Annotated in this window: 20 protein-coding genes; 13 read left to right on the top strand and 7 right to left on the bottom strand. The window is 63.9% G+C overall.

What is annotated here, in order from left to right:
- The 4 genes from BN1134_RS09550 to treR form a co-directional block, all read right to left on the bottom strand.
- Positions 1 to 462: sugar O-acetyltransferase (locus tag BN1134_RS09550; protein WP_042046867.1), on the bottom strand; the 462-nt coding region annotated here is incomplete at its 3' end.
- Positions 463 to 464: 2 nt separating this feature from the next.
- Positions 465 to 2129, bottom strand: coding sequence for an alpha,alpha-phosphotrehalase (treC, locus tag BN1134_RS09545; protein ID WP_042046864.1), 1665 nt, complete (start codon positions 2127 to 2129; stop codon positions 465 to 467).
- A gap of 64 nt (positions 2130 to 2193) precedes the next feature.
- The gene (treB, locus tag BN1134_RS09540) at positions 2194 to 3612 is read right to left on the bottom strand and encodes a PTS trehalose transporter subunit IIBC (protein ID WP_042046863.1); all 1419 of its coding nucleotides are present in this window, start codon (positions 3610 to 3612) and stop codon (positions 2194 to 2196) included.
- 180 nt (positions 3613 to 3792) lie between these two features.
- Entirely contained in the window at positions 3793 to 4740 is a 948-nt protein-coding gene (treR, locus tag BN1134_RS09535) for a trehalose operon repressor TreR (RefSeq protein WP_042046862.1), read from the bottom strand.
- A gap of 110 nt (positions 4741 to 4850) precedes the next feature.
- Here treR and BN1134_RS09530 point away from each other — a divergent pair, with 110 nt between their 5' ends.
- The 4 genes from BN1134_RS09530 (at position 4851) to BN1134_RS09515 (ending at position 7957) form a co-directional block, all read left to right on the top strand.
- The gene (locus BN1134_RS09530) at positions 4851 to 5801 is read left to right on the top strand and encodes an AEC family transporter (protein WP_042046861.1); all 951 of its coding nucleotides are present in this window, start codon (positions 4851 to 4853) and stop codon (positions 5799 to 5801) included.
- A 56-nt stretch (positions 5802 to 5857) separates the two neighbouring features.
- Complete coding sequence (locus tag BN1134_RS09525) at positions 5858 to 6049, top strand: heavy-metal-associated domain-containing protein (protein ID WP_042046860.1); 192 nt, start codon at positions 5858 to 5860, stop codon at positions 6047 to 6049.
- A gap of 149 nt (positions 6050 to 6198) precedes the next feature.
- Positions 6199 to 7257: an L-asparaginase 2 gene (ansB, locus tag BN1134_RS09520; protein WP_042046859.1), complete on the top strand. Its 1059-nt coding sequence runs from the start codon at positions 6199 to 6201 to the stop codon at positions 7255 to 7257.
- 112 nt (positions 7258 to 7369) lie between these two features.
- Complete coding sequence (locus tag BN1134_RS09515; protein WP_042046858.1) at positions 7370 to 7957, top strand: superinfection exclusion B family protein; 588 nt, start codon at positions 7370 to 7372, stop codon at positions 7955 to 7957.
- Between the two features lie 63 nt (positions 7958 to 8020).
- Here BN1134_RS09515 and BN1134_RS09510 read toward each other — a convergent pair whose 3' ends face one another.
- Complete coding sequence (locus tag BN1134_RS09510; RefSeq protein WP_042046856.1) at positions 8021 to 8479, bottom strand: methylglyoxal synthase; 459 nt, start codon at positions 8477 to 8479, stop codon at positions 8021 to 8023.
- 92 nt (positions 8480 to 8571) lie between these two features.
- Entirely contained in the window at positions 8572 to 9738 is a 1167-nt protein-coding gene (locus BN1134_RS09505; RefSeq protein ID WP_042046854.1) for an FAD-dependent oxidoreductase, read from the bottom strand.
- Positions 9739 to 9949: 211 nt separating this feature from the next.
- Here BN1134_RS09505 and miaB point away from each other — a divergent pair, with 211 nt between their 5' ends.
- From miaB to lnt, 5 genes are all read left to right on the top strand, one after another.
- Positions 9950 to 11383: a tRNA (N6-isopentenyl adenosine(37)-C2)-methylthiotransferase MiaB gene (gene miaB, locus BN1134_RS09500; protein WP_042046853.1), complete on the top strand. Its 1434-nt coding sequence runs from the start codon at positions 9950 to 9952 to the stop codon at positions 11381 to 11383.
- Positions 11384 to 11435: 52 nt separating this feature from the next.
- Positions 11436 to 12497 carry a PhoH family protein gene (locus BN1134_RS09495; RefSeq protein WP_042046852.1) on the top strand — a complete coding sequence of 354 codons (1062 nt, stop codon included), beginning with the start codon at positions 11436 to 11438 and terminating at the stop codon, positions 12495 to 12497.
- Complete coding sequence (gene ybeY, locus BN1134_RS09490; protein WP_042046850.1) at positions 12494 to 12958, top strand: rRNA maturation RNase YbeY; 465 nt, start codon at positions 12494 to 12496, stop codon at positions 12956 to 12958. Before BN1134_RS09495 ends, ybeY begins: the two co-directional genes overlap by 4 nt.
- Positions 12959 to 13030: 72 nt before the next feature.
- Positions 13031 to 13909, top strand: coding sequence for a CNNM family magnesium/cobalt transport protein CorC (corC, locus tag BN1134_RS09485; RefSeq protein ID WP_042046849.1), 879 nt, complete (start codon positions 13031 to 13033; stop codon positions 13907 to 13909).
- A 3-nt stretch (positions 13910 to 13912) separates the two neighbouring features.
- Positions 13913 to 15442: an apolipoprotein N-acyltransferase gene (gene lnt, locus BN1134_RS09480; protein ID WP_042046848.1), complete on the top strand. Its 1530-nt coding sequence runs from the start codon at positions 13913 to 13915 to the stop codon at positions 15440 to 15442.
- Between the two features lie 65 nt (positions 15443 to 15507).
- Here the strand turns inward: lnt and BN1134_RS09475 are convergent, their stop codons facing one another.
- On the bottom strand, positions 15508 to 15987 hold the full coding sequence (locus tag BN1134_RS09475; protein ID WP_042046847.1) for a zinc ribbon-containing protein: 480 nt from the start codon (positions 15985 to 15987) through the stop codon (positions 15508 to 15510).
- Between the two features lie 116 nt (positions 15988 to 16103).
- On the opposite strand from BN1134_RS09475, the gene leuS reads away from it, so the two are divergent.
- From leuS to nadD, 4 genes are read left to right on the top strand one after another with little or no spacing between them, the layout of a single operon-like run.
- Positions 16104 to 18680, top strand: a complete 2577-nt coding sequence (leuS, locus tag BN1134_RS09470; RefSeq protein ID WP_042046845.1) for a leucine--tRNA ligase — start codon at positions 16104 to 16106, stop codon at positions 18678 to 18680.
- A gap of 15 nt (positions 18681 to 18695) precedes the next feature.
- A complete protein-coding gene (locus BN1134_RS09465) occupies positions 18696 to 19178 on the top strand; it encodes an LPS-assembly lipoprotein LptE (RefSeq protein ID WP_042046843.1) in 483 nt (160 codons plus the stop codon).
- Positions 19178 to 20212 carry a DNA polymerase III subunit delta gene (gene holA / locus BN1134_RS09460; protein ID WP_042046841.1) on the top strand — a complete coding sequence of 345 codons (1035 nt, stop codon included), beginning with the start codon at positions 19178 to 19180 and terminating at the stop codon, positions 20210 to 20212. The genes BN1134_RS09465 and holA overlap by 1 nt, the downstream gene beginning before the upstream one ends.
- Complete coding sequence (gene nadD, locus BN1134_RS09455) at positions 20206 to 20880, top strand: nicotinate-nucleotide adenylyltransferase (protein WP_042046840.1); 675 nt, start codon at positions 20206 to 20208, stop codon at positions 20878 to 20880. The genes holA and nadD overlap by 7 nt, the downstream gene beginning before the upstream one ends.
- Positions 20881 to 20904 lie beyond the last annotated feature (24 nt).

Genomic DNA, 20904 nt, shown 5'->3' with positions numbered 1-20904 from the left:
TATGGTGACGCCGGGGCAGATGACGCTGGCCCCACCGATCCAGACGTTGTCCCCGATGCGCACCGGCTTGCCAAACTCCACTCCTGCCACCCGTGGCGCCACCGCCACCGGGTGGGTGGCGGCATAGATCTGCACATGGGGCGCCAGCAGCACATTGTCACCGATGTGCACCTCGCACACGTCGAGGATGGTGCAGCCAAAGTTGGCGTAGAAGTTCTCGCCCACATGGATGTTGCTGCCGTAGTCGCAAAAGAAGGGGGGCGTGATAAAGCAGCGCGCACCGCGTCCTCCCAGGAGGGCGGTCAGCCGCCCCTCCCATTCGGCCGAGGTGGTGCTGTCACGGTTCATCTCCCCGAGCAGGGCCCGGCAACGCTCCCGCCTGGCCACCAGCTCCGGATCACCCGCATCATAGGGTTCGCCCGCCACCATCTTGTGCCACTCAGTCCCCGCCATCCCGCTCATGCTCACTCCTTGATAAGCCACATCAGCGATTCATAAGGGCGCAGCCGGCACGACTGGGGCCGCGACGGGCTCCCCTCGTAGTTGGAGATCAGCAGCTCGCCACGCCCCTGGGAGATCCCCTCGGGCAGGGCGAAATCCACCGCCTCGCCGTAGAAGTTGCTCACCACCAGCAGGGTCTGCCCCTCGGCACTGCGGGCATAGGCCCAGACTTGCGCATGCCCGGCCAGCAGCTCCTGATAGTCCCCCACCGTGAGGATGGGGTACGCCTTGCGCAGACGGATCAGATCCCGGTAGTGCCAGAACACCGAATCCGAGTCGGCCAGGGCCGCCGTCGCGTTGAGCGTGGTGTAGTTGCCGGCAGGCGCCAGCCAGGGGGTGCCTTGGGTAAAACCGGCATTGGGGGCGGCGTTCCACTGCATGGGGGCACGCGAGTTATCACGCGACTTGGCGGCCAAAATGGCGAGGATCTCGGCCTCACTCATCCCCTCGCCACGCTTGATGGCGTAGATGTTGCGGCTCTCCACATCCTGATAATCGTCGATGCACTGATAGCCGGGGTTGGTCATGCCGATCTCCTCCCCCTGATAGATGTAGGGAGTGCCCTGCAACCCGTGCAAGGTCGTGGCCAGCATCTTGGCGGCCACCACCCTGTGTTCACCCTCGTCGCCAAAACGCGAGACGATGCGCGGCTGGTCGTGGTTGCACCAGAACAGCGCCGACCAGGCCTGGCCGTGCATACCACTTTGCCAGTGGTTGAAGATGCGCTTGAGCTCGAGGAAGTCAAACGGCGCGCGCGTCCACTTGTCACCGTTCGGGTAGTCCACCTTGAGGTGGTGGAAGTTGAACACCATGGAAAGCTCGGAGCCGTCCAGCGCACCGTAGCGGCGGCAGTGCTCGAGGGTGGTCGAGGACATCTCACCCACCGTCATCGCCCCCACAGGGGCAAACACGTCGCGGCTCACGTCCTGCAAGAACTCGTGGATGCGCGGCCCGTCGGTGTAGAAACGGCGGCCGTCGCCGCTCTCATCGCTCGGGAAGGCCTGATCCTTGGAGATGAGGTTGATCACGTCAAGCCGGAAGCCGTCGACCCCCTTGCCAGCCCAGAAGTGGATGATCTTCTTCACCTCGGCGCGCACCGCCGGGTTTTCCCAGTTGAGATCGGCCTGCTCGCGGGCAAACAGATGCAGGTAGTACTGATCGGTGGCGGCATCGCGCTCCCAGGCACTGCCGCCGAACTTGGATTGCCAGTTATTCGGCACTCCGCCATCGACCGGATCGCGCCAGATGTAGTAATCGCGGTAAGGGCTGCTCTTGTCTCCCAACGCGGCCTTGAACCAGGGGTGCGCGGTGGAGGTGTGGTTGACGACGATATCCATGATGATGCGGATGCCGCGGGCATGGGCCGCCGCCAGCAGCGCCTCGAAATCGGCCATGGTGCCGTAGGCAGGATCGATGGCGTAGTAGTCGGCGATGTCATAGCCATTGTCCACCTGCGGCGAGACATAGACAGGGGTCAGCCAGATGGCGTCAATTTCAAGGGTCTTGAGATAATCGAGGCGCGCCATGATCCCCTTGAGATCGCCAGTACCGCGTGCACCGCTGTCCTGAAAGCTCTTGGGGTAGATCTGGTAAATCACGGCACTCTGCCACCAGGGAGTCTGACTCATGGGGGGTCTCTCTTGTGTTGCAATCAAACGAAGTCAGGCGCGGCCAATGCCGCGCCTTGTCATATCAGATAGTGGCCAGCTTGCCGGCCGCCTGTTGGCGCTTGTAAACCAGCACGGTCAAAGCCATGGGGATGACAATCGCCACCAGCATGGCCAGGGCATAGATGGCCCAGAACTGCGGCTGGATGGAGAGGATGCCGGGCAGGCCCCCCACGCCGATGCCGTTGGCCAGCACCCCCGAAAAACCGCACAGGATGGCGGCCAGGCACGAACCCACCATGGCGCACAGCATGGGGAACTTGTAGCGCAGGTTAATGCCGTACATGGCCGGCTCGGTCACCCCGAGGTAGGCGGAGATGGCGGCAGGCACCGAGATCTCCCGCTCGTTCTCGCGGCGGCTGATCAGGATGATCCCCACCACGGCCGATGCCTGGGCGATGTTGGAGAGCGCAATCAGCGGCCAGATCGGGGTGCCACCCATGCTCTGCATCAGTTGCAGATCCACGGCGTTGGTGGTGTGGTGGATGCCGGTGATGACCAGCGGCGCATAGAGGAAGCCAAACAGGGCGGCACCGATCGGGGCAAACGAGCCGGTCATGGCGGCCTTGGCAGCCCAAGCCACCCCGTCACCAATCCAGCGGCCGAACGGGCCAATCAGGGTATGGGCCAGGATCACCGCCAGCAGCAAGGAGACAAAGGGCACCACCACCAGATAGAGATAGGCGGGGATGATGCGCTTCATGTTGGTCTCAATCCAGGCCAGCGCCACACCGGCCAGCAGTGCCGGGATCACCTGGGCCTGATAGCCCACCTTCTCGATGGAAAACAGACCGAAGTCCCACACCTCGGGCAGCTGTTGACCGATGAGGTAGGCGTTCATCAGCTGGGGCGATACCAGGGTGATACCGAGCACAATCCCGAGGATCTCAGAGCCGCCCAGTTTCTTGACCGCAGACCAGCAGACGCCGACCGGCAGGAAGTGGAAGATGGCCTCGCCGAGCAGCCACAGGAAGGCATGAACCTGAGCCCAGAACTGGCTGGTTTCGGTGAGGGTCTTGCCATCGAACATCTTGATGTCGCCGATGACGTTGCGAAAACCGAGGATCAAACCGCCGGTGATGATGGCCGGCAGCAGCGGCACGAAGATCTCGGCCAGATGGGAGATGCCGCGCTCCAGCGGATTCATGTTCTGACGCGCCGCCTGCTTGGCGCTCTCCTTGCTGCCGCCGCTCACGCCGATCTCCTCGGTCAGCGCCTTGAACCACTGATCGACCTCGTTGCCAATGACCACCTGGAACTGGCCGGCGTTGGTGAAGCAGCCCTTGACCGCAGGAATGGCCTCGATGGCCTTGGCGTCGGCCTTGGCCGGATCGTTGAGCACGAAGCGTAGCCGTGTCAGGCAGTGGCTGACGGTGGCGATGTTCTCTTTGCCGCCAATCTTCTCGATGAGCAGGGCAAGATGCTGGGTGTTGATCTTGGTCATGGGGTCGTCCCTCTGTGACGCGTGTGTGTCGTGTTCCCGTTTCTGCTTCATGCAGCCAGGCTTTGGTATCGTTCCCATTTAAGATGAAACAAAGGAAAAAAGGCATCAATGGGAACGTTCCCATTTTGTCGGTGTGGTCACACTATCGCCAATACGAGGTTCTGCGCTATGCGATCGGGATCACACTGAGAGGCTCGGCGCTATGCTGGCACGCGGGGGGAGCCCCTGCTCGATCTGACCCAGCAACTGCGCCGCCGCCAAGCCCCCCGCCCCCTTGTAGCCCAGATCCAGGCTGCGGGCATTGGTGAACAGGAAGCCGAGCAGCGGGTTGTTGCCAAGGCCGGTCACCCGCACCTCGCCGCGCCCCTGCTCCTGCAAGTATTTGGCGGCGCCGATGGCCAGGGTGTCGCTGGCGCAGACCAGCGCCTCGGTGGTCGGGGTCAGCAACGAGGCCGCGAGGCGATAGCCGCTCTGATGGGAGAGATCCCCGAACGCCACCCTCGGCGTCAGGCCATGTTCGGCGCAGCAGGCGAGGTAGGCGTCACGCCGGCGCGCCCCGGTGGTGAGATCGGCCGGATCGACGCCGAGGTAGGCGATGTCACGCACCCCTTCAGTCAGCAGGCCTTGCACCATGGTGTGGATCGCCCCCTCGTCATCGAAACAGACCGACGAGAAGCCCGGCGCCTCACGCGCCACCAGCACCAGCCGCTCACAGAAGGGGGTCATGGCGGCGTAGTCGAGATCGTTAAAGGCAAACAGAATGATGCCATCCACCCCGCGCCGCTCCAGCACCGTCAGGTGCTCAAGCACCTTCTGGGGGGAGAACTTGCTCTCCATCAGCACCGCGTCATAGCCGCGCGGGTAGAGGGTCTCGAGCATGCCACGCACCGCCTGGTTCTCCGAGCTCGAATCGAGGCGCGAGACGATGATGCCGATCACCTTCTGACTCTGGCTGCGCATGGCGCGCGCCGATTTGCTCGGGGTGAAGCCGTGCTGGGCGATCACCTGCTCGATACGCAGGCGGGTCTCCTCCTTGACCCTAGGGTCCTGATTGAGCACCCGCGAGACGGTCGACTTGCCGACCCCGGCGAGGCGGGCGATATCGAGGATGGTGAGCTTCTTTTCCATGGCACGGCATCAAAAATGGGGGGAAGAGGGCCGTATTGTTGTGATTCGCTCCGGCAAATACAAGCCGATGGCGCTAGAATGGCTCCCCGTCTTCAACGAAGGAGAGGACGATGGATCTCCTCGCCAGCCTGCACTTCTCACTCTCGATCACCGGCCCCATCTGTCTGGTGTTGCTGCTCGGCATCGCCCTCAAACGCCTCGGCCTGTTACCCGACAGCTTCGTCGAATCGGCCTCGCGACTGGTGTTCCAGGTGACCCTGCCGGCCCTCTTGTTTCTCAGCATGGTGCGCACCGACTTCTCGACCATGCCGAGCCCCTGGCTGATCCTCTACGGCCTGCTCGCCACCCTCACCGCCTTCGTGCTGCTCGAGCTGACGGCGGCGCGCTGCATCGGCGAGCGGCGCCTGCGCGGCATCTTCGTGCAGGGGAGCTTTCGCGGCAACATGGGGATCATGGGGCTGGCCTATGTGCAAAACGCCTACGGCCCCGAGGGGATCGGGGCCGCCGCCCTCTACGTGGGAGCGGTCACCGTGCTCTATAACATCCTCGCGGTGATCACCCTGACCCGCAGCCTCGGCGGGGGCCATGGCCTGCGGCCCATCGTGAAAGGGGTGGCCAAAAATCCCCTCATCATCGCCATCGTCTCGGCACTGCCGTTTAGCCTGTTTGGAGTGGCGCTGCCCGAGCTGCTGCTCACCACCGGCAACTACTTTGCCCACATGACCCTGCCGCTGGCCCTGCTCTGCACCGGTGCCAGCCTCAACCTCAGGGTGCTGCGCGGTGGCGTCGCCCTCACCGGCTGGGCCACCGCCAACCGCCTGCTGCTGATCCCGCTGCTGCTGGTGGTCGGGGCCTGGTTGCTCGGCTTTCGCGGTCAGGCGCTCGGCATCCTGTTTCTGGTCAGCTCGACCCCGACGGCCGCCGCCAGCTACGTGATGACCCGCGCCATGGGCGGCGACAGCACCACGGCCGCCAATATCATCGCCACCACCACCCTCGGCTCCCTGCTCACCACCAGCCTGGGTGCGGCGCTGATGGGCTATCTCGGCCTGATGGCTTGACCTTGCCCCAGCCGGCAGGCGTAAGGTCAAACCATCGTCACACGAGGAGTAGCACCATGATCGAACTACATGTCACCGGTATGTCCTGCGGCGGCTGCGCCGCCTCGCTGCAAAAGGCGCTGGCCAGCCAGCCCGGCGTGACCCATGTCGAGGTGGATTTCGCCAGCGCCACCGCCCGAGTCGAAGGGGAGATCGAGCGAGCGGCCCTGATCGCACTGGTTGAGGCACAGGGCTTCAACGCCAGTTGATGCCTCTGGTTAATATCTCTATTTAGAGGTAAAAAACAGGTAAAAATTCGGTGTCAGTCTGTCTTTTGGTGAATCTGGTCACAAACCACCCAAACAAAAGGCGCAAAATTGCTGCGATTTTTTAATCAACCAGAGAAGGAAGTCGCAGCATGTCCCTCCCCATTCGCAAGACCCTGATCGCCGCCGTCCTCGGCATGACCCTCTCCCCGCTCGCCTTTGCCCTGCCCAGTGTGCACATCCTGGCCACCGGCGGCACCATAGCCGGCGCCGGCCAATCGGCCACCCAATCCAACTACGAGGCCGGCAAGGTCGCCATCGATACCCTGATCGCCGCCGTGCCCGACATGAAACAGATCGCCGAGGTACAGGGGGAGCAGGTGGTCAAGATCGGCTCCCAAGACATGAATGACGAGGTGTGGCTGACCCTCGCCAAGCGGGTCAACGAGCTGCTGGCCAAGGATGACGTGGACGGCGTGGTCATCACCCACGGCACCGACACCATGGAAGAGACCGCCTACTTCCTCAACCTCACCGTCAAGAGTGACAAGCCGGTGGTGCTGGTCGGCGCCATGCGCCCCTCCACCGCCATGAGCGCCGACGGCCCGATGAACCTCTACAACGCCGTGGTGACCGCCTCCGATCCAGCCTCCAAGGGGCGTGGCGTGATGGTGGCGATGAACGACACCGTGCTCGATGCCCGTGACGTCACCAAGACCAACACCACAGGGGTGCAGACCTTCGCCGCCCCCAACTTCGGCCCGCTCGGCTATATCCACAACGGCAAGATCGACTACCAGCGCGCCCCGCAGCACAAGCACACCAGCGCTACCCCGTTTGACGTGAGCAAGCTCGACAAGCTGCCCCAGGTCGGTATCGTCTACAGCTATGCCAACGCCTCGGATCTGCCGGCCAAGGCGCTGGTCGACGCCAAGTTTGACGGCATCGTCAGTGCCGGTGTCGGCAACGGCAACCTCTACCACACCCTGTTCGACACCCTGGCCAAGGCGAGCAAGGAGGGCATCCGCGTGGTGCGCTCGGCCCGGGTGCCGACCGGCTCGACTACCCTGGATGCCGAGGTGGATGACGCCAAGTACGGCTTCGTCGCCGCCGAGACCCTCAACCCGCAGAAGGCGCGGGTGCTGCTGATGCTGGCCCTCACCAAGACCAAGGATCCCCAGCAGATCCAGCGTTACTTCCAACAGTACTGATCCCGGCACTACTGAGCCACCGAGGCGAAAGGGGCGGACACTGCGCCCCTTTTTTTATTGGCACGTCCCTTGCTTTGGATCCTGCGCTTGCCCCTTTTACCGAGGAATAGACATGAAACGCTGGATCCAACACTTCCATCATCTGGCTCGCCTCAACTGGGTCATGGTCTGGTTGCTGCTGTGCTGCAGCCTGATCCTGCTGTTCCCCTCCACCTTGATGGGTGGGGCCGTCAGCCGCTGGACCGAGATCTATGGCGGCTGGCTGGGTGTCGGCATGCTGGTCGCCCTCTCCTACTTCGCCAGCCAGGGGCTGCTCATCGGCTGGGAGTGGCTGTGTGACGAGTGGAGCGAGCGCCGCCAGCACGACCAGATGGAGCAGACCCTCTCGTTTCTCGACTTCAACGAGAAGGCGGTGCTGCGCGAGTTCGTGCTGCAACGAAAAAGCGTCATAAATCTGCCGATCACCGAGCCCGCCGTCAAAAACCTGATGGATGCGGGCATCCTCACCTACGCCTATGGCCGCCCACACCGGGAGAAAGAGGACGAGAACCAGATCCGCGCCCTGATGATCGCCCTGCCGGCACGCCCCCTGCTCACCTACAAGGTGCTGGGGCTGTCGCGCGGCAAGATGAGCGACGAGCAGGTCGAGCAGATCATGAATGCCCGCCCCAAGTTCGCCCAGAAGGGGCTGTCGCGCTAAGGGCGGCGGAAACAAAAAAGCCGGACTCGTGTCCGGCTTTTTTCATCGGCAAAGGGGGGCGCCTCAGGCAGTGCGCTCCTTGAGGTAGCCGGCATAATCCGGGATCTCGACCGTGAACGGCTGGTTCATGTGCGGGCAGTCCATCAGGAAATCGGCGGTCGCCTCGTTGGTGGCCACCGGAATGTTCCACACCGCCGCCAGGCGCAGCAGGGCCTTGACGTCCGGATCATGGGGCACGGCGTTGAGCGGGTCCCAGAAGAAGATGAGCACGTCGATCTTGCCCTCGGCGATCAGGGCGCCGAGTTGCTGATCGCCCCCCATGGGGCCGGAGAAGAGACAGGTGATGGGCAGGCCGGCGGACTTGCCAAGCAGGGTGCCCGTGGTGCCGGTGGCGTAGAGGTGGTGCAGCTTGAGCGCCTCTTTGCGCTGCATGACCCAGCGTTGCAGGTTCTGCTTCATGTTGTCGTGGGCGACCAGGGCAACCCGCTTGTGGGCTGCCATTTCACGTGTCGTACTGCGCATGTTCCGATTCCGTATTGACTGCGAGAAGAAACCGCCATGCTACCCGAAAAGGGCGACCATGGGCGCATCGGCGGCGATAAGTGTGATCGCGGCTAGAGGCCGAGGGCGTAGCGCAGGGCCAGCGCCTTGAGCGGGCCGGCCCGATCCGCCAGACCAAGGCCAAGGTTGCGCAGCACCGGCAGGGGGCCGAGGCGGTTGCTAAAGCTGGCGTAGAAGAGATCCATCCCCGACTGCATCAACTGATTGTCGGGCCGGCGCCGGCGCTCATAGCGCCCCGCCAGCGCGGCGTCGTGCCACGTTTCTCCGGCGTTTTGCAGCAGCTCGCACCAGCAGGCCACATCGCGAAAGCCGAGGTTGACCCCCTGCCCCGCCAGCGGATTGATGGTGTGGGCCGCATCCCCGAGCAGCACCACCCGGCCGGCGTGATAACGGTTGGCGTGACGGCGCACCAGCGGAAAACTGCCGCGCCCGGTGACCCGAAACCCGCCGAGGCGGCTGGGGAAGGCGGCGCGGATCTCCCGCTCCAGCGCGGCCGGCTCGAGGGCCATCAGGGCGCGGATGCGCGCCGGGCTGTCGTACCACACCAAGGAGCCGTGCTGGCCCGACAAGGGCAGGAAGGCGCGCGGGCCGCTCGGGGTGAACTGCTGCCAGGTGATATCCTGCTGCGCCGCATCGGTGTCGATGTTGATGAGCATGCAGTGCTGGCGATACTCGAAGCGCGACACGCCGATCCCCGCCAACTGCCGGGTCACCGACTCGGCCCCGTCGCAGGCCAGCACCCAGCGGGCGCTCAGCTGCGCGCCATCGGTCAGGGTCAGGGTCAGGGTCACCCCTTGTGGCTCCTGCTCGAGTCGGGCGAGACGGGCCGGGGTCAGGGTGCGCACATGGGGGTGTTGCTCCAGCGCCGCCAGCAGACCGAGCTGCACCAGGCGGTTCTCGACGATGTAGCCAAGCTGGGGCAGCCCCAGTTCATCGGCATGAAAACGGGTGGTGAACCCCTCCCACTCCCAGGTCTCGAGAGCCCGGTAGGGGCAGGCGCGCATGGCGCGGGTATGCGCCCAGCCGCCAGCCCGCTCGAGCAGGGCGACCGAGGCGGCGCTGATGGCCGAGACCCGCAGATCAAACGGCTGCTCCGCGGCAAAGGGGGCCGGTAGCTCGGCCTCGACCAGCACCACCTCACGCCCCTGCTGAGCCAGCAGGGCGGCCGCTGCGGCGCCGACCATGCCACCGCCAATGATGGCGATATCACAAGATTGCATCACGCTGAAATTCCAGTTGCAGGCCACTCGGGCCGCTGACGAGGGGGGCATTGTACCCGCCTTTGGCCTCCCCTGCAGTGACCGGGGGCCACAAAAAACCGCCATGAGGCAGGAGATGGCGCGGCTGGATATTAACTGGTCAGGGGCGGCATTGCGGAGTAAAATGCCCGGTCCTTTGACCATGCCGATTTCAACACCCGCAAGAGTAGCAATGAGCAAGAAACTTCATATCAAGACCTGGGGCTGCCAGATGAACGAGTACGACTCGTCCAAGATGGCCGACCTGCTCGACGCCAGCAACGGTTATCAGCTCACCGAAGAGCCGGAAGAGGCCGATGTCCTGCTGCTGAATACCTGTTCCATCCGCGAAAAAGCGCAGGAGAAGGTGTTCCACCAGCTGGGCCGCTGGAAATTGCTCAAGGAAAAGAACCCGGCGCTGGTGATCGGCGTGGGCGGTTGTGTCGCCTCCCAGGAAGGGGATGCCATCCGCAACCGCGCCCCCTATGTGGACATCGTGTTCGGCCCGCAGACCCTGCACCGGCTGCCCGCCATGATCCGTAGCGTCCAGGAGGGCCGTGGAGCCCAGGTGGACGTCAGCTTCCCCGAGATCGAGAAGTTCGACCGCCTGCCCGAGCCGCGCGCCGAAGGGGCGACCGCGTTTGTCTCCATCATGGAAGGGTGCTCCAAATACTGCTCCTTCTGCGTGGTGCCCTACACCCGCGGCGAGGAGGTGAGCCGTCCGCTCGACGACGTGCTCTATGAAATTGCCCAGCTCGCCGAGCAGGGGGTGCGCGAGGTCAACCTGCTTGGCCAGAACGTCAACGCCTACCGCGGCGCCACCCACGAAGGGGGGATCTGCTCGTTCGCCGAGCTGCTGCGTCTGGTGGCCGCCATCGACGGCATCGATCGCATCCGCTACACCACCAGCCACCCGATCGAGTTCACCGACGACATCATCGAGGTCTACAAAGACACCCCTGAGCTGGTCAGCTTCCTGCACCTGCCGGTGCAAAGTGGCTCGGATCGCATCCTGACCCTGATGAAGCGCCCGCACACCGCGCTCGAGTACAAGTCAAAGCTCCGCCGCCTGCGCGCCGCCCGTCCCGACATCACCATCAGCTCCGACTTCATCGTCGGCTTCCCCGGCGAAACCGCCGAGGACTTTGCCGCCACCATGAAGCTCATCGAGGAGGTGGGGTTCGACATGAGCTTCAGCTTCATCTACAGCCCGCGCCCCGGCACCCCGGCCGCCGACCTGCCCGATGACGTGGACATGGAAGAGAAGAAAGAGCGCCTCTACCAGTTGCAACACCTCATCAACCATCAGGCGATGCAGATCAGCCGCGCCATGCAGGGCAGCACCCAGCGCATCCTGGTGGAAGGCCCCTCCAAGCTCAACCCCATGGAGCTGCGCGGGCGTACCGAGAACAACCGGGTGGTGAACTTCGAAGGCCCGCACAGCCTCATCGGCCGTTTCGCCGATGTGGAGATCACCGAGGTGATGCCTCACTCACTGCGCGGCACCTTCCTACGCGGCGAGGAGGAGATGGGACTGCGTGTCGCCATGGCCCCGAGCGAGATCCTCGCTCGCCGCCCGGACAACGTGCCGGACGAGCTGGGCGTCGCCGCCTTCACCCCCCACTGATTTGCCAGCCGCCTGCCCTCGGGCGGGCGGCCTCTTCTTCACGAGGCCTCTCTTGAGCAGAAACATCACTACCGTCAACCTGCACCTTGAGCCCGCCGATAACGCCCGGCTGGCCAGCCTGTGCGGGCCGTTTGACGACAACCTCAAGCAGATCGAGCGGCGCATGGGCGTCGAGATCAGCTATCGCAACAACCATATCCAGATCCTCGGTAACGCCACCCAGGCCGAGGCGGTGGCCGGGCTGCTCAAGCAGCTCTACGTCGAGACCGCCCCGGTGCGCGGCAATCAGATCCCGGACATCGAGCCGGATCAGGTGCACCTGGCAATTCAGGGCTGCCATGCCCTGGAGCAGGGGGAGAGCGAGGCGCGCGATCCAGCCATGAGCTGGGGCAAAGAGGTCAACATCAAGACCAAGCGCGGCATGATCAAGGCGCGCAGCCAGAACCAGTCCCAGTACATCGCCAACATAGTGCGCCATGACATCACCTTCGGCATCGGCCCGGCCGGCACCGGCAAGACCTATCTGGCCGTGGCTGCCGCCGTGGACGCCCTGGAGCGCCAGGAGATCCGCCGCATCCTGCTGACCCGTCCGGCGGTCGAGGCGGGCGAGAAGCTCGGTTTTCTGCCCGGCGATCTCTCCCAGAAGGTCGACCCCTACCTGCGCCCCCTCTACGACGCCCTGTTCGAGATGCTCGGCTTCGAGCGCGTGGAGAAGCTCATCGAGCGCAACGTCATCGAGGTGGCGCCGCTCGCCTACATGCGTGGCCGCACCCTCAACGACGCCTTCATCATCCTCGACGAAGCCCAGAACACCACCACAGAGCAGATGAAGATGTTCCTGACCCGCATCGGCTTCAACTCCAAGGCGGTGATCACCGGCGACATCACCCAGATCGACCTGCCGCGCGGCGCCAAGTCGGGCCTGCGCCACGCCCTCGAGGTGTTGCAGGGGGTCGATGGCCTCTCCTTTAACTTCTTCCAGTCTCAGGACGTGGTGCGCCACCCCGTGGTGGCCCGCATCGTCCAGGCCTACGAGGCGTTTGACGCCACCCAAGCGCGCCAGAAGGCCGCCCAGGATGCCGAGCGCAACCACCCCAAGGAGAATCAGGCATGAGCGTGATGCTGGACTTGCAGCTGGCCTGCGCCAACGAACAGGGATTGCCGGGTGAAGCCGATTTTCAGCGCTGGCTGGACGGCGCCGTGCTCGGCTTCCAGCAGGAGGCCGAAGTCACCGTTCGTCTGGTCGATGAGGCCGAGAGCCACGAGCTCAACCTCACCTACCGTGGCAAGGACAAGCCGACCAACGTGCTCTCCTTCCCGTTTGAGGCACCGCCCGGCCTGGAGTTGCCGCTGCTCGGCGATCTGGTGATCTGCCGTCAGGTGGTGGAGCAGGAAGCCAACGAGCAGGGCAAACCGCTGGAGGCCCACTGGGCCCACATGGTTGTCCACGGCAGCCTGCATCTGCTAGGTTATGACCATATCGAGGACGACGAGGCCGAAGAGATGGAGCAGCTTGAACGCGACATCATGCGCGAGCTGGGCTACGCCGACCCGTACATGGATGACGAGCAGTAACTCCCTTGAAACAGTTGGGATTTAACCTCATATCTGCCGCATCGAATTTTCCGTAAACCATCAAGAGACAAGATGACCGACGATCACCCTAGTACCGGCTCGCCGAAGAAGAGCTGGCTCGACAAACTCAGCCAACTGTTCCAAGGCGAGCCCAAGGACCGCAACGATCTGGTGGAAGTGATTCAGGACGCCGAAGAGCGCGACCTGATCGACCAGGATACCAAGGACATGATAGAGGGGGTGCTCGAGATCGCCGAGCTGCGGGTGCGGGACATCATGATCCCCCGCTCCCAGATGGTGACCATCGAGAAGACCCAGCCGCTGCCGGAGTTCCTGCCCGTCATCATCGAGTCGGGTCACTCCCGCTTCCCGGTGATCAACGAGGACAAGGATCACGTGGAGGGCATCCTGCTCGCCAAGGATCTGCTGCGGGTTGGCCTCGGTCTGGAAGAGGAGCCGTTCGCCATCGAGCGCTTCCTGCGTCCTGCCGTGATCGTCCCCGAGAGCAAGCGGGTCGATCGCCTGCTCAAGGAGTTCCAGGCCGAGCGCTATCACATGGCCATGGTGGTCGACGAGTTCGGCGGCGTGTCGGGGCTGGTGACTATCGAGGACATCCTGGAGCTGATCGTCGGCGAGATCGACGACGAGTTCGATGACGACGACAACGAGCCTGACGAGATCCGCCGCATCAGCAAGCGGGTCTTCTCGGTCAGTGCCCTGACCGAGATCGAAGACTTCAACGACTACTTCGGCAGCCTGTTCAGCGACGAAGAGGTCGACACGGTCGGCGGTCTGGTGATGCACGCCTTCGGCCACCTGCCGGAGAAGGGCGAAGAGGTCGAGATCGACGGTTATCTGTTCAAGGTGATGCACGCCGATCGTCGCCGACTGCAGCAGTTACAGGTTAAGATACCGGACGACCATGTTGCAGCCCAATCAGAGCCCCAATAATCCGTGAAATCGAGACTCCTGATCACTGTGTGCGCCCTGTCCTGCGGGGCGCTTTCCGTTCTGGCATTTGCCCCGTTCGGCTACTGGCCCCTGGTACTCCCCTCCCTGCTCGGCCTCTACGCCCTGCTCGACAAGGCGAGCCCGAAGCAGGCCGCCTGGCGCGGCTTTGGCTATGCCATGGGGATGTTCCTGCCGGGGCTGTGGTGGATCCACGTCAGCATGACCTACTTCGGTGGCATCCCACTGCCGGTCGCCTTTGTCCTGCTGGCCTGTCTCTCGGCCTATCTGGCGCTCTACCCGATGCTCGCCTGCTGGGTCTTTGCCCGCTTCTTCCGTGAGCGCCACTGGAGCCGCTGGCTGCTCGCCTTCCCGGCGTTGTGGTTGGTGGCCGACTGGCTGCGCGGCAGCGTGATGACCGGTTTCCCCTGGCTCTGGTTCGGTTATACCCAGATCGACGGCCCCCTCAAGGGACTCGCCCCCCTGCTCGGCGTGCAGGCCATCACCCTGGCCCTGCTGCTGACCGCCTCCAGCCTGTGGCTGGTGTGGCAAAGCCGCCGCCTGATCTGGCTGGCGCTGCCGACGGCGCTCATCGCCGTGGCCATGCTCTCGATGCAGCACAGCTGGGTCAGCCGTGGCGAGCCGGTCAAGGTGGCCCTGGTGCAGGGCAATATCGAGCAGTCCCTCAAGTGGGACCCGGAGGCCCTGGTGCCGACGGTGCGCAAATACCAGGACTTGAGCCGCGCCAATCAGGATGCGGACATCATCATCTGGCCCGAGTCGGCCATTCCGGCCCTGGAAAAGGAGATGGTTCCCTACCTCGAGAACCTCGACAAGGCGATGAAGGTGAACGACACCGCCCTCATCAGCGGCATCATCAACTTCGACATGGATGAGCGGCGCTTCTACAACGTGGTGCTCGGCATGGGCCTGACCGATCTCGATGGCAAGCAGAGCTACCACTACCAGCAGGCCAACCGTTACAACAAGGTGCACCTGCTGCCCATCGGCGAGTACGTGCCGCTCGGGGATCTGCTGCGCCCCATCGCCCCCTTCTTCAACCTGCCCATGTCAGACTTCAGCGAAGGGGCGCCGGTGCAGGAGAACCTGCTGGCCAAGGGGCTGCGTCTGGCCACGGCCATCTGCTATGAGATCATCTTCCCCGAGGAGGTGCGCCGCAACGTGCAGGCCGATACCGACTTCCTGCTGACCGTCTCCAACGACGCCTGGTTTGGCAAGAGCATAGGCCCGTGGCAGCACATGGAGATCGCCCGCATGCGCAGCCTGGAGCTGGCCCGCCCGCTGCTGCGTGGCACCAACACCGGCATCACGGTGGCGACCGAGGTGGATGGCCACATCATAGGCCAACTGCCCCAGTTCGAGGACGGGGTGCTGCGCGTCGAGGTGCGCCCCGCCCGTGGCATGACCCCCTACCAGCGCGTCGGCTCCTGGCCCCTCTATGGCCTGACCGCGGCGCTGCTGCTGTTGGCTCTGTGGCTGCGCCCACGCGCCCATCCCTGGAGCGAGCGGGGCTAAATCCACAACGACTCAATAAAAGAGGCGCCCTGAGGCGCCTCTTCTTCTATCCAGTGACCAGCCGATCAGGGGGAGAGTGGCTCGCGCGCGAACGCGCTGGCACCGCACTCGATACAGGCGCCAAGCTGCTCGGGGCGCAGCACCGTATGGCGATGGCCGCACTGGCTGCATACCATGGTGCCAAGGCCAACCCAGTCACCGGCGTGATACTCCCCCTTGTGCTCCAGCTCGGCCGCCAGCTCCTGCCATTCGACCTGGGTGCGATCGGTCGCCTCGGCCAGCCAGCCCCAGATGGAGTCTTGCAGCAGCAGGGAGAACTCCGACTCCTCCTCCGGGCGCCCCTGGTCAAAGGTGCCCAGATCGCGTTTGACGTACTCGGCAATCAGGGCCCATTCATCACGGGTGAGATCACCCGCCGCCTCCAGATAGGCCTGCACCCTGGCAATCAACCGGTTCAGCCGCTCCTCATGAAATTGACCCGCCGCTTCCCACTGGGCCCGCAGCTCTTCGATGAAGGCCTCATAGCCCTTTTTCTGCTTGTCCATGGTCTCTCCTCCCTTCCACCGCCCCCGGCCGGTTGTTGCGGCCGTCGTTACTGGGTATTCTATGGCGATTTCCCAGCTGGATGTTTCAATCCAATTCACAGATCCGGATGTCACCAATGCAAGAACAGTACGTTCCCCAGACGATTGAACCCTCAGTGCAGCAGCGCTGGGATACCCAGAAAACCTTCAAGGCCGTGGAAAAGGTCGACAAGGAGAAGTTCTACTGCCTCTCCATGTTCCCCTACCCGTCGGGTCGTCTACACATGGGGCACGTTCGCAACTACACCATAGGCGACGTCATCTCCCGCTATCAACGGCTCAACGGCAAGAACGTGATGCAACCGATCGGTTGGGACGCCTTCGGCCTGCCGGCCGAGAATGCCGCCGTCAAGAACAAGACCGCGCCGGCGCCCTGGACCTACGAAAACATCGAATACATGAAGAACCAGCTCAAGATGCTGGGTCTTGGCTATGACTGGGACAGAGAGCTGGCCACCTGCAAGCCGGATTACTACCGCTGGGAGCAGTGGTTCTTCACCAAGCTCTACGAGAAGGGGCTGGTCTACAAGAAGACCTCCTCGGTCAACTGGTGCCCGAACGACCAGACCGTGCTGGCCAACGAGCAGGTGGTCGACAACTGCTGCTGGCGCTGCGACACCCCGGTCGAGCAAAAAGAGATCCCCCAGTGGTTCATCAAGATCACCGACTATGCCGACGAGCTGCTGCGGGATCTGGATCACCTCGACGGCTGGCCCGACATGGTCAAGACCATGCAGCGCAACTGGATTGGCCGCTCCGAAGGGGTCAACATCAGCTTCGCCATCGAAGGGCAAGAGGAGCAGCTGGAGGTCTACACCACCCGTCCGGACACCTTCATGGGCGTGACCTATGTGGCCATCGCCGCCGGCCACCCGCTGGCCGCTCAGGCAGCCGCCGGTAATCCCGATCTGGTTGCCTTTATCGAAGAGTGCAAGCACACCAAGGTCGCCGAAGCCGACATGGCCACCATGGACAAGAAGGGGATGGCGACCGGTCTGTATGCCATCCACCCGCTCGACGGCCGCAAGGTGCCGGTATGGATCGCCAACTTCGTGCTGATGAACTACGGCACCGGCGCCGTGATGGCCGTGCCGGCCCACGACCAGCGTGACTTCGAGTTCGCTAGCAAATACGGCCTCGACATCAAGGCGGTGATCAAGCCGGTCGACGGCGAGGCCGACATCACCGAAGCGGCCTACACCGAGAAGGGCGTGCTGTTTAACTCCGGCGAGTTCGACGGCCTCGACTTCCAGGGCGCCTTCGACGCCATCGCCAGCAAGCTGGAGACGCTCGGCTGCGGCAAGCGCACCGTCAACTTCCGTCTGCGAGACTGGGGCGTCTCCCGCCAGCGCTACTGGGGTGCCCCCATCCCGATGCTGACCCTGGCAGACGGCACCGTGGTGCCGACCCCGGCCGATCAGCTGCCGGTGGTGCTGCCCGAAGACGTGGTCATGGACGGCATCCAGAGCCCGATCAAGGCCGACCCCGAGTGGGCCAAGACCAGCTACAACGGCCAAGAGGCGTTTCGCGAGACCGACACCTTCGACACCTTCATGGAGTCCTCCTGGTACTACGCCCGCTACTGCTCCCCAGACTACGACAAGGGGATGCTGGACGTGGAGAAGGCCAACCACTGGCTGCCGGTCGATCAGTACATCGGCGGTATCGAGCACGCCTGTATGCACCTGCTCTACGCCCGCTTCTTCCACAAGCTGCTGCGCGACACCGGTCTGGTGAACAGCGATGAGCCGTTCAAGCGCCTGCTCTGCCAGGGCATGGTGCTGGCCGACGCCTTCTACTACCACGACGAGAAGGGTGGCCGAGTCTGGGTCAGCCCCCTCGATGTGACCGTCGAGCGCGACGACAAGGGCCGCATCACCAAGGCGGTGGACAACGAGGGCCGCGAGGTGATCCACTCCGGCATGACCAAGATGTCCAAGTCCAAGAACAACGGCATCGACCCGCAGCTGATGGTGGAACGCTATGGCGCCGACACCGTGCGTCTGTTCATGATGTTCGCCTCCCCGGCCGAGATGACCCTCGAGTGGTCTGACGCCGGCGTGGAAGGGGCCCAGCGCTTCCTGCGCCGTCTGTGGCGGATGACCTTCGAGCACGTCAACGGCGGCGCCGTGGCGGCACTCGACGTGGCCAGCCTCAACAGCGACCAGCAGGCCCTGCGCCGCGAGCTGCACAAGACCATCAAGAAGGTGAGCGATGATATCGGTCGCCGCCAGACCTTCAACACCGCCATCGCCGCCATCATGGAGCTGATGAACCACCTGGCCAAACTCGGCAACGAGGGTCAGGATCGCGCCCTGATGCAAGAGGCGCTCGAAGCCATCGCCGTCATGCTCTACCCCATCACCCCGCACATCTGCTGCGAGCTGTGGGCCGCGCTCGGCAAGCCGGGCAACGTTGACGAAGCCTGCTGGCCGGTCGTCGACGAAGCCGCCCTGGTCGAGAGCGAGAAGCTGGTGGTGTTGCAGGTAAACGGCAAGGTGCGCGGCAAGATCACCGTACCGGCTGAGATCAACCAGCAGCAGATCGAAGAGCTCGCCATGACCGATGCCGGCGTGCAGAAGCACACCGAAGGCAAGACCATCCGCAAGGTGATCTATGTGCCGGGCAAGCTGCTCAATATCGTGGCTAACTAACAAATGAGGAACAGCATGACCCGCTTGATGCGTCATTGGCTGGTGATCCTGGTGGCAGGCCTGCTGGTGCAGGCCTGCGGCTTCCACCTGCGCGGCATGGCCATTCCCCCTGAGCTGGCCAGCATGAAGGTGGTCGGTGACAGCAAGAGCGACTTCTATCGCTTGGTCACCACCCGCCTCAAGGCGGCCGGGGTCGAACTGACCGATAAAGAGGGGATCCCTGTGCTCACCCTCGGCAACGTAAGCAGCAGCCAGAAGGTGGCCTCGGTCAACATTCTGGGGCAGGACACCGAGTATGTGCAGGGCTTTACCAGCCAGTTCACCATCGCGGTGCCGGGCAAGCCGAGCCAGGTCTTCCCCATCGCCTTCAACCGCAGCTTCCTGAACAAGAGTGACGAGGCGCTGGCCTCATCACGGGAGCAGGAGCAGCTGCGCCGCGAGATGGAAGAGCAGGCCGCCGACCAGGTTATCCGGCAGCTGAGTCAGGTCAGCTTCTGATGCGGATCTTTCCCGAACAGCTGGATGACCACTTGAGAGCAGGGCTTAGGCCCTGCTATCTCGTTTTTGGCGACGAGCCTTTGCTCAAGCTCGAGGCGATCGACGCCATCCGCCGGGTGGCCCGCGAGCGCGGTTTCGATGAACGCCACAGCTTCACCGTCGAGCAGGGGTTGGACTGGAATCAGGTCTATGACGCCTGTCAGGCCCTTTCGCTCTTCTCCAGCCGGCAGGTGATCGAGCTGGAGCTGCCCGCCAAGGTGGACAAGGATCTGGCCGGACGCATCACCGAGATCAGCCAGCAGCTCCATCCCGACCTGCTGCTGGTGTTGTCGGGGACTCGCCTCACCTCGGCCCAGACCAAGGCCGTCTGGTTTAGCAAGCTGGAAAAGCAGGGCACCTGGGTTCCCACCAACCACCCCGAGCCGCGCTTCTTCCCGCGCTGGATGGCCGCGCGCTTTCAGCGCTTCGGTCTCAAGGCCCAACCCGACGCCGTCAACTTCATGTGCCACAGCTATGAGGGCAACCTGCTGGCCGCCAGCCAGGAGATCGAGAAGCTGACCCTGCTCTCGCCGCCCCAGCCCATCACGGTCGCCTACCTGCAAGAGACCATCACCCGCCACGCCCACTTCACCCCGTTCCAGCTCATCGACACCCTGCTGGAGGGCAAGGTGAACCGGGCCCAGCGCATCCTGGCCGCCCTGCGTGCCGAAGGCACCGAGCCGGGCCAGCTGGCCTGGACCCTGGCCCGCGAGCTGGAACAGTTAGAGACCCTGGCGCTGGCCCGCCAGGGCGGGCAGCCGCTGGGGGAGCACTTCAGCCGGCTGCGCGTCTGGCAGAGCCGCCAGCAGCTCATCACCCAGGCGCTCAACCGCCTGCCGCTCGCCAAGATAGTGCAACTGTGGAGCCTGATGGCCGAACTCGACGAGAGCCTGCGCCGCTTCGATCACCCCAAGGCTTGGCAACAGCTGGCCACCCTCTGCCTCGGTTTTCGTGACGCCGCCCCATTGCCACTGCTGCCGGAGCCCCTATGCTAGCCCCCCCCATCGGCCTGCTTGGCGGCACCTTCGACCCCATCCATCTTGGCCATCTCCGCCCGGCACTGGCGGCGCGCGATGCCCTTCAACTGGCCGAGCTGCGCCTGCTGCCCAACCGGGTGCCGCCGCACCGGGCCAGCCCCTTCTGCACGGCCGAGCAGCGTCTCGAGATGGTGAAACTGGCCGCCGCCGAGTTCCATCTGGTGGTGGATGAGCGGGAGCTGCGCCGGGATCAGCCCTCCTGGACCATCGACACCCTGGAGGAGCTGCGTCGCGAGCTGCCGCACACACCGGTCTGTTTTCTGATGGGGATGGACTCGCTGCTCGGCCTGCCCACCTGGCGCCGCTGGCAGGCGCTGCTCGATGTCGCCCATCTGGTGGTGAGTGTGCGCCCCGGCTGGCATATCGATGAAGCCAATACCGAGGTGCGCGCCCTGTTGCAGGCCCATGTCACCGAACGCTGGGAGGATCTGCACGAGCGCTTGGCCGGCTGCATCTGGCTGGCCCACAACGAGCCACTGCCCCTCTCATCGACCCAGGTGCGTGCGCTGCTGGCCGAGGGGAACGATCCGCGCGATCTGTTGCCAGAGTCTGTAGCGGATTACATTCGCCGCCAGGGGCTGTATGTAGGAAAGCACCACGCCCATGATATAATCCGCCACCCTTGATAGCAGCGCGATAGCAACACAGGA

Source organism: Aeromonas simiae (assembly GCF_000820125.1).
GTDB classification, from domain to species: Bacteria; Pseudomonadota; Gammaproteobacteria; order Enterobacterales; family Aeromonadaceae; genus Aeromonas; species Aeromonas simiae.
The sequence above is the reverse complement of the archived record's forward strand: the minus strand, read 5'-3'. Positions and strand labels throughout refer to the sequence as shown.

Bases quoted from the DNA above. Each gene is read 5' to 3' on its own strand.
- treC (WP_042046864.1), bottom strand. From the start codon at position 2,129: ATGAGTCAGACTCCCTGGTGGCAGAGTGCCGTGATTTACCAGATCTAC.
- treB (WP_042046863.1), bottom strand. From the start codon at position 3,612: ATGACCAAGATCAACACCCAGCATCTTGCCCTGCTCATCGAGAAGATT.
- treR (WP_042046862.1), bottom strand. From the start codon at position 4,740: ATGGAAAAGAAGCTCACCATCCTCGATATCGCCCGCCTCGCCGGGGTC.
- BN1134_RS09530 (WP_042046861.1), top strand. From the start codon at position 4,851: ATGGATCTCCTCGCCAGCCTGCACTTCTCACTCTCGATCACCGGCCCC.
- BN1134_RS09525 (WP_042046860.1), top strand. From the start codon at position 5,858: ATGATCGAACTACATGTCACCGGTATGTCCTGCGGCGGCTGCGCCGCC.
- ansB (WP_042046859.1), top strand. From the start codon at position 6,199: ATGTCCCTCCCCATTCGCAAGACCCTGATCGCCGCCGTCCTCGGCATG.
- BN1134_RS09515 (WP_042046858.1), top strand. From the start codon at position 7,370: ATGAAACGCTGGATCCAACACTTCCATCATCTGGCTCGCCTCAACTGG.
- BN1134_RS09510 (WP_042046856.1), bottom strand. From the start codon at position 8,479: ATGCGCAGTACGACACGTGAAATGGCAGCCCACAAGCGGGTTGCCCTG.
- BN1134_RS09505 (WP_042046854.1), bottom strand. From the start codon at position 9,738: ATGCAATCTTGTGATATCGCCATCATTGGCGGTGGCATGGTCGGCGCC.
- miaB (WP_042046853.1), top strand. From the start codon at position 9,950: ATGAGCAAGAAACTTCATATCAAGACCTGGGGCTGCCAGATGAACGAG.
- ybeY (WP_042046850.1), top strand. From the start codon at position 12,494: ATGAGCGTGATGCTGGACTTGCAGCTGGCCTGCGCCAACGAACAGGGA.
- corC (WP_042046849.1), top strand. From the start codon at position 13,031: ATGACCGACGATCACCCTAGTACCGGCTCGCCGAAGAAGAGCTGGCTC.
- BN1134_RS09475 (WP_042046847.1), bottom strand. From the start codon at position 15,987: ATGGACAAGCAGAAAAAGGGCTATGAGGCCTTCATCGAAGAGCTGCGG.
- leuS (WP_042046845.1), top strand. From the start codon at position 16,104: ATGCAAGAACAGTACGTTCCCCAGACGATTGAACCCTCAGTGCAGCAG.
- BN1134_RS09465 (WP_042046843.1), top strand. From the start codon at position 18,696: ATGACCCGCTTGATGCGTCATTGGCTGGTGATCCTGGTGGCAGGCCTG.
- holA (WP_042046841.1), top strand. From the start codon at position 19,178: ATGCGGATCTTTCCCGAACAGCTGGATGACCACTTGAGAGCAGGGCTT.
- nadD (WP_042046840.1), top strand. From the start codon at position 20,206: ATGCTAGCCCCCCCCATCGGCCTGCTTGGCGGCACCTTCGACCCCATC.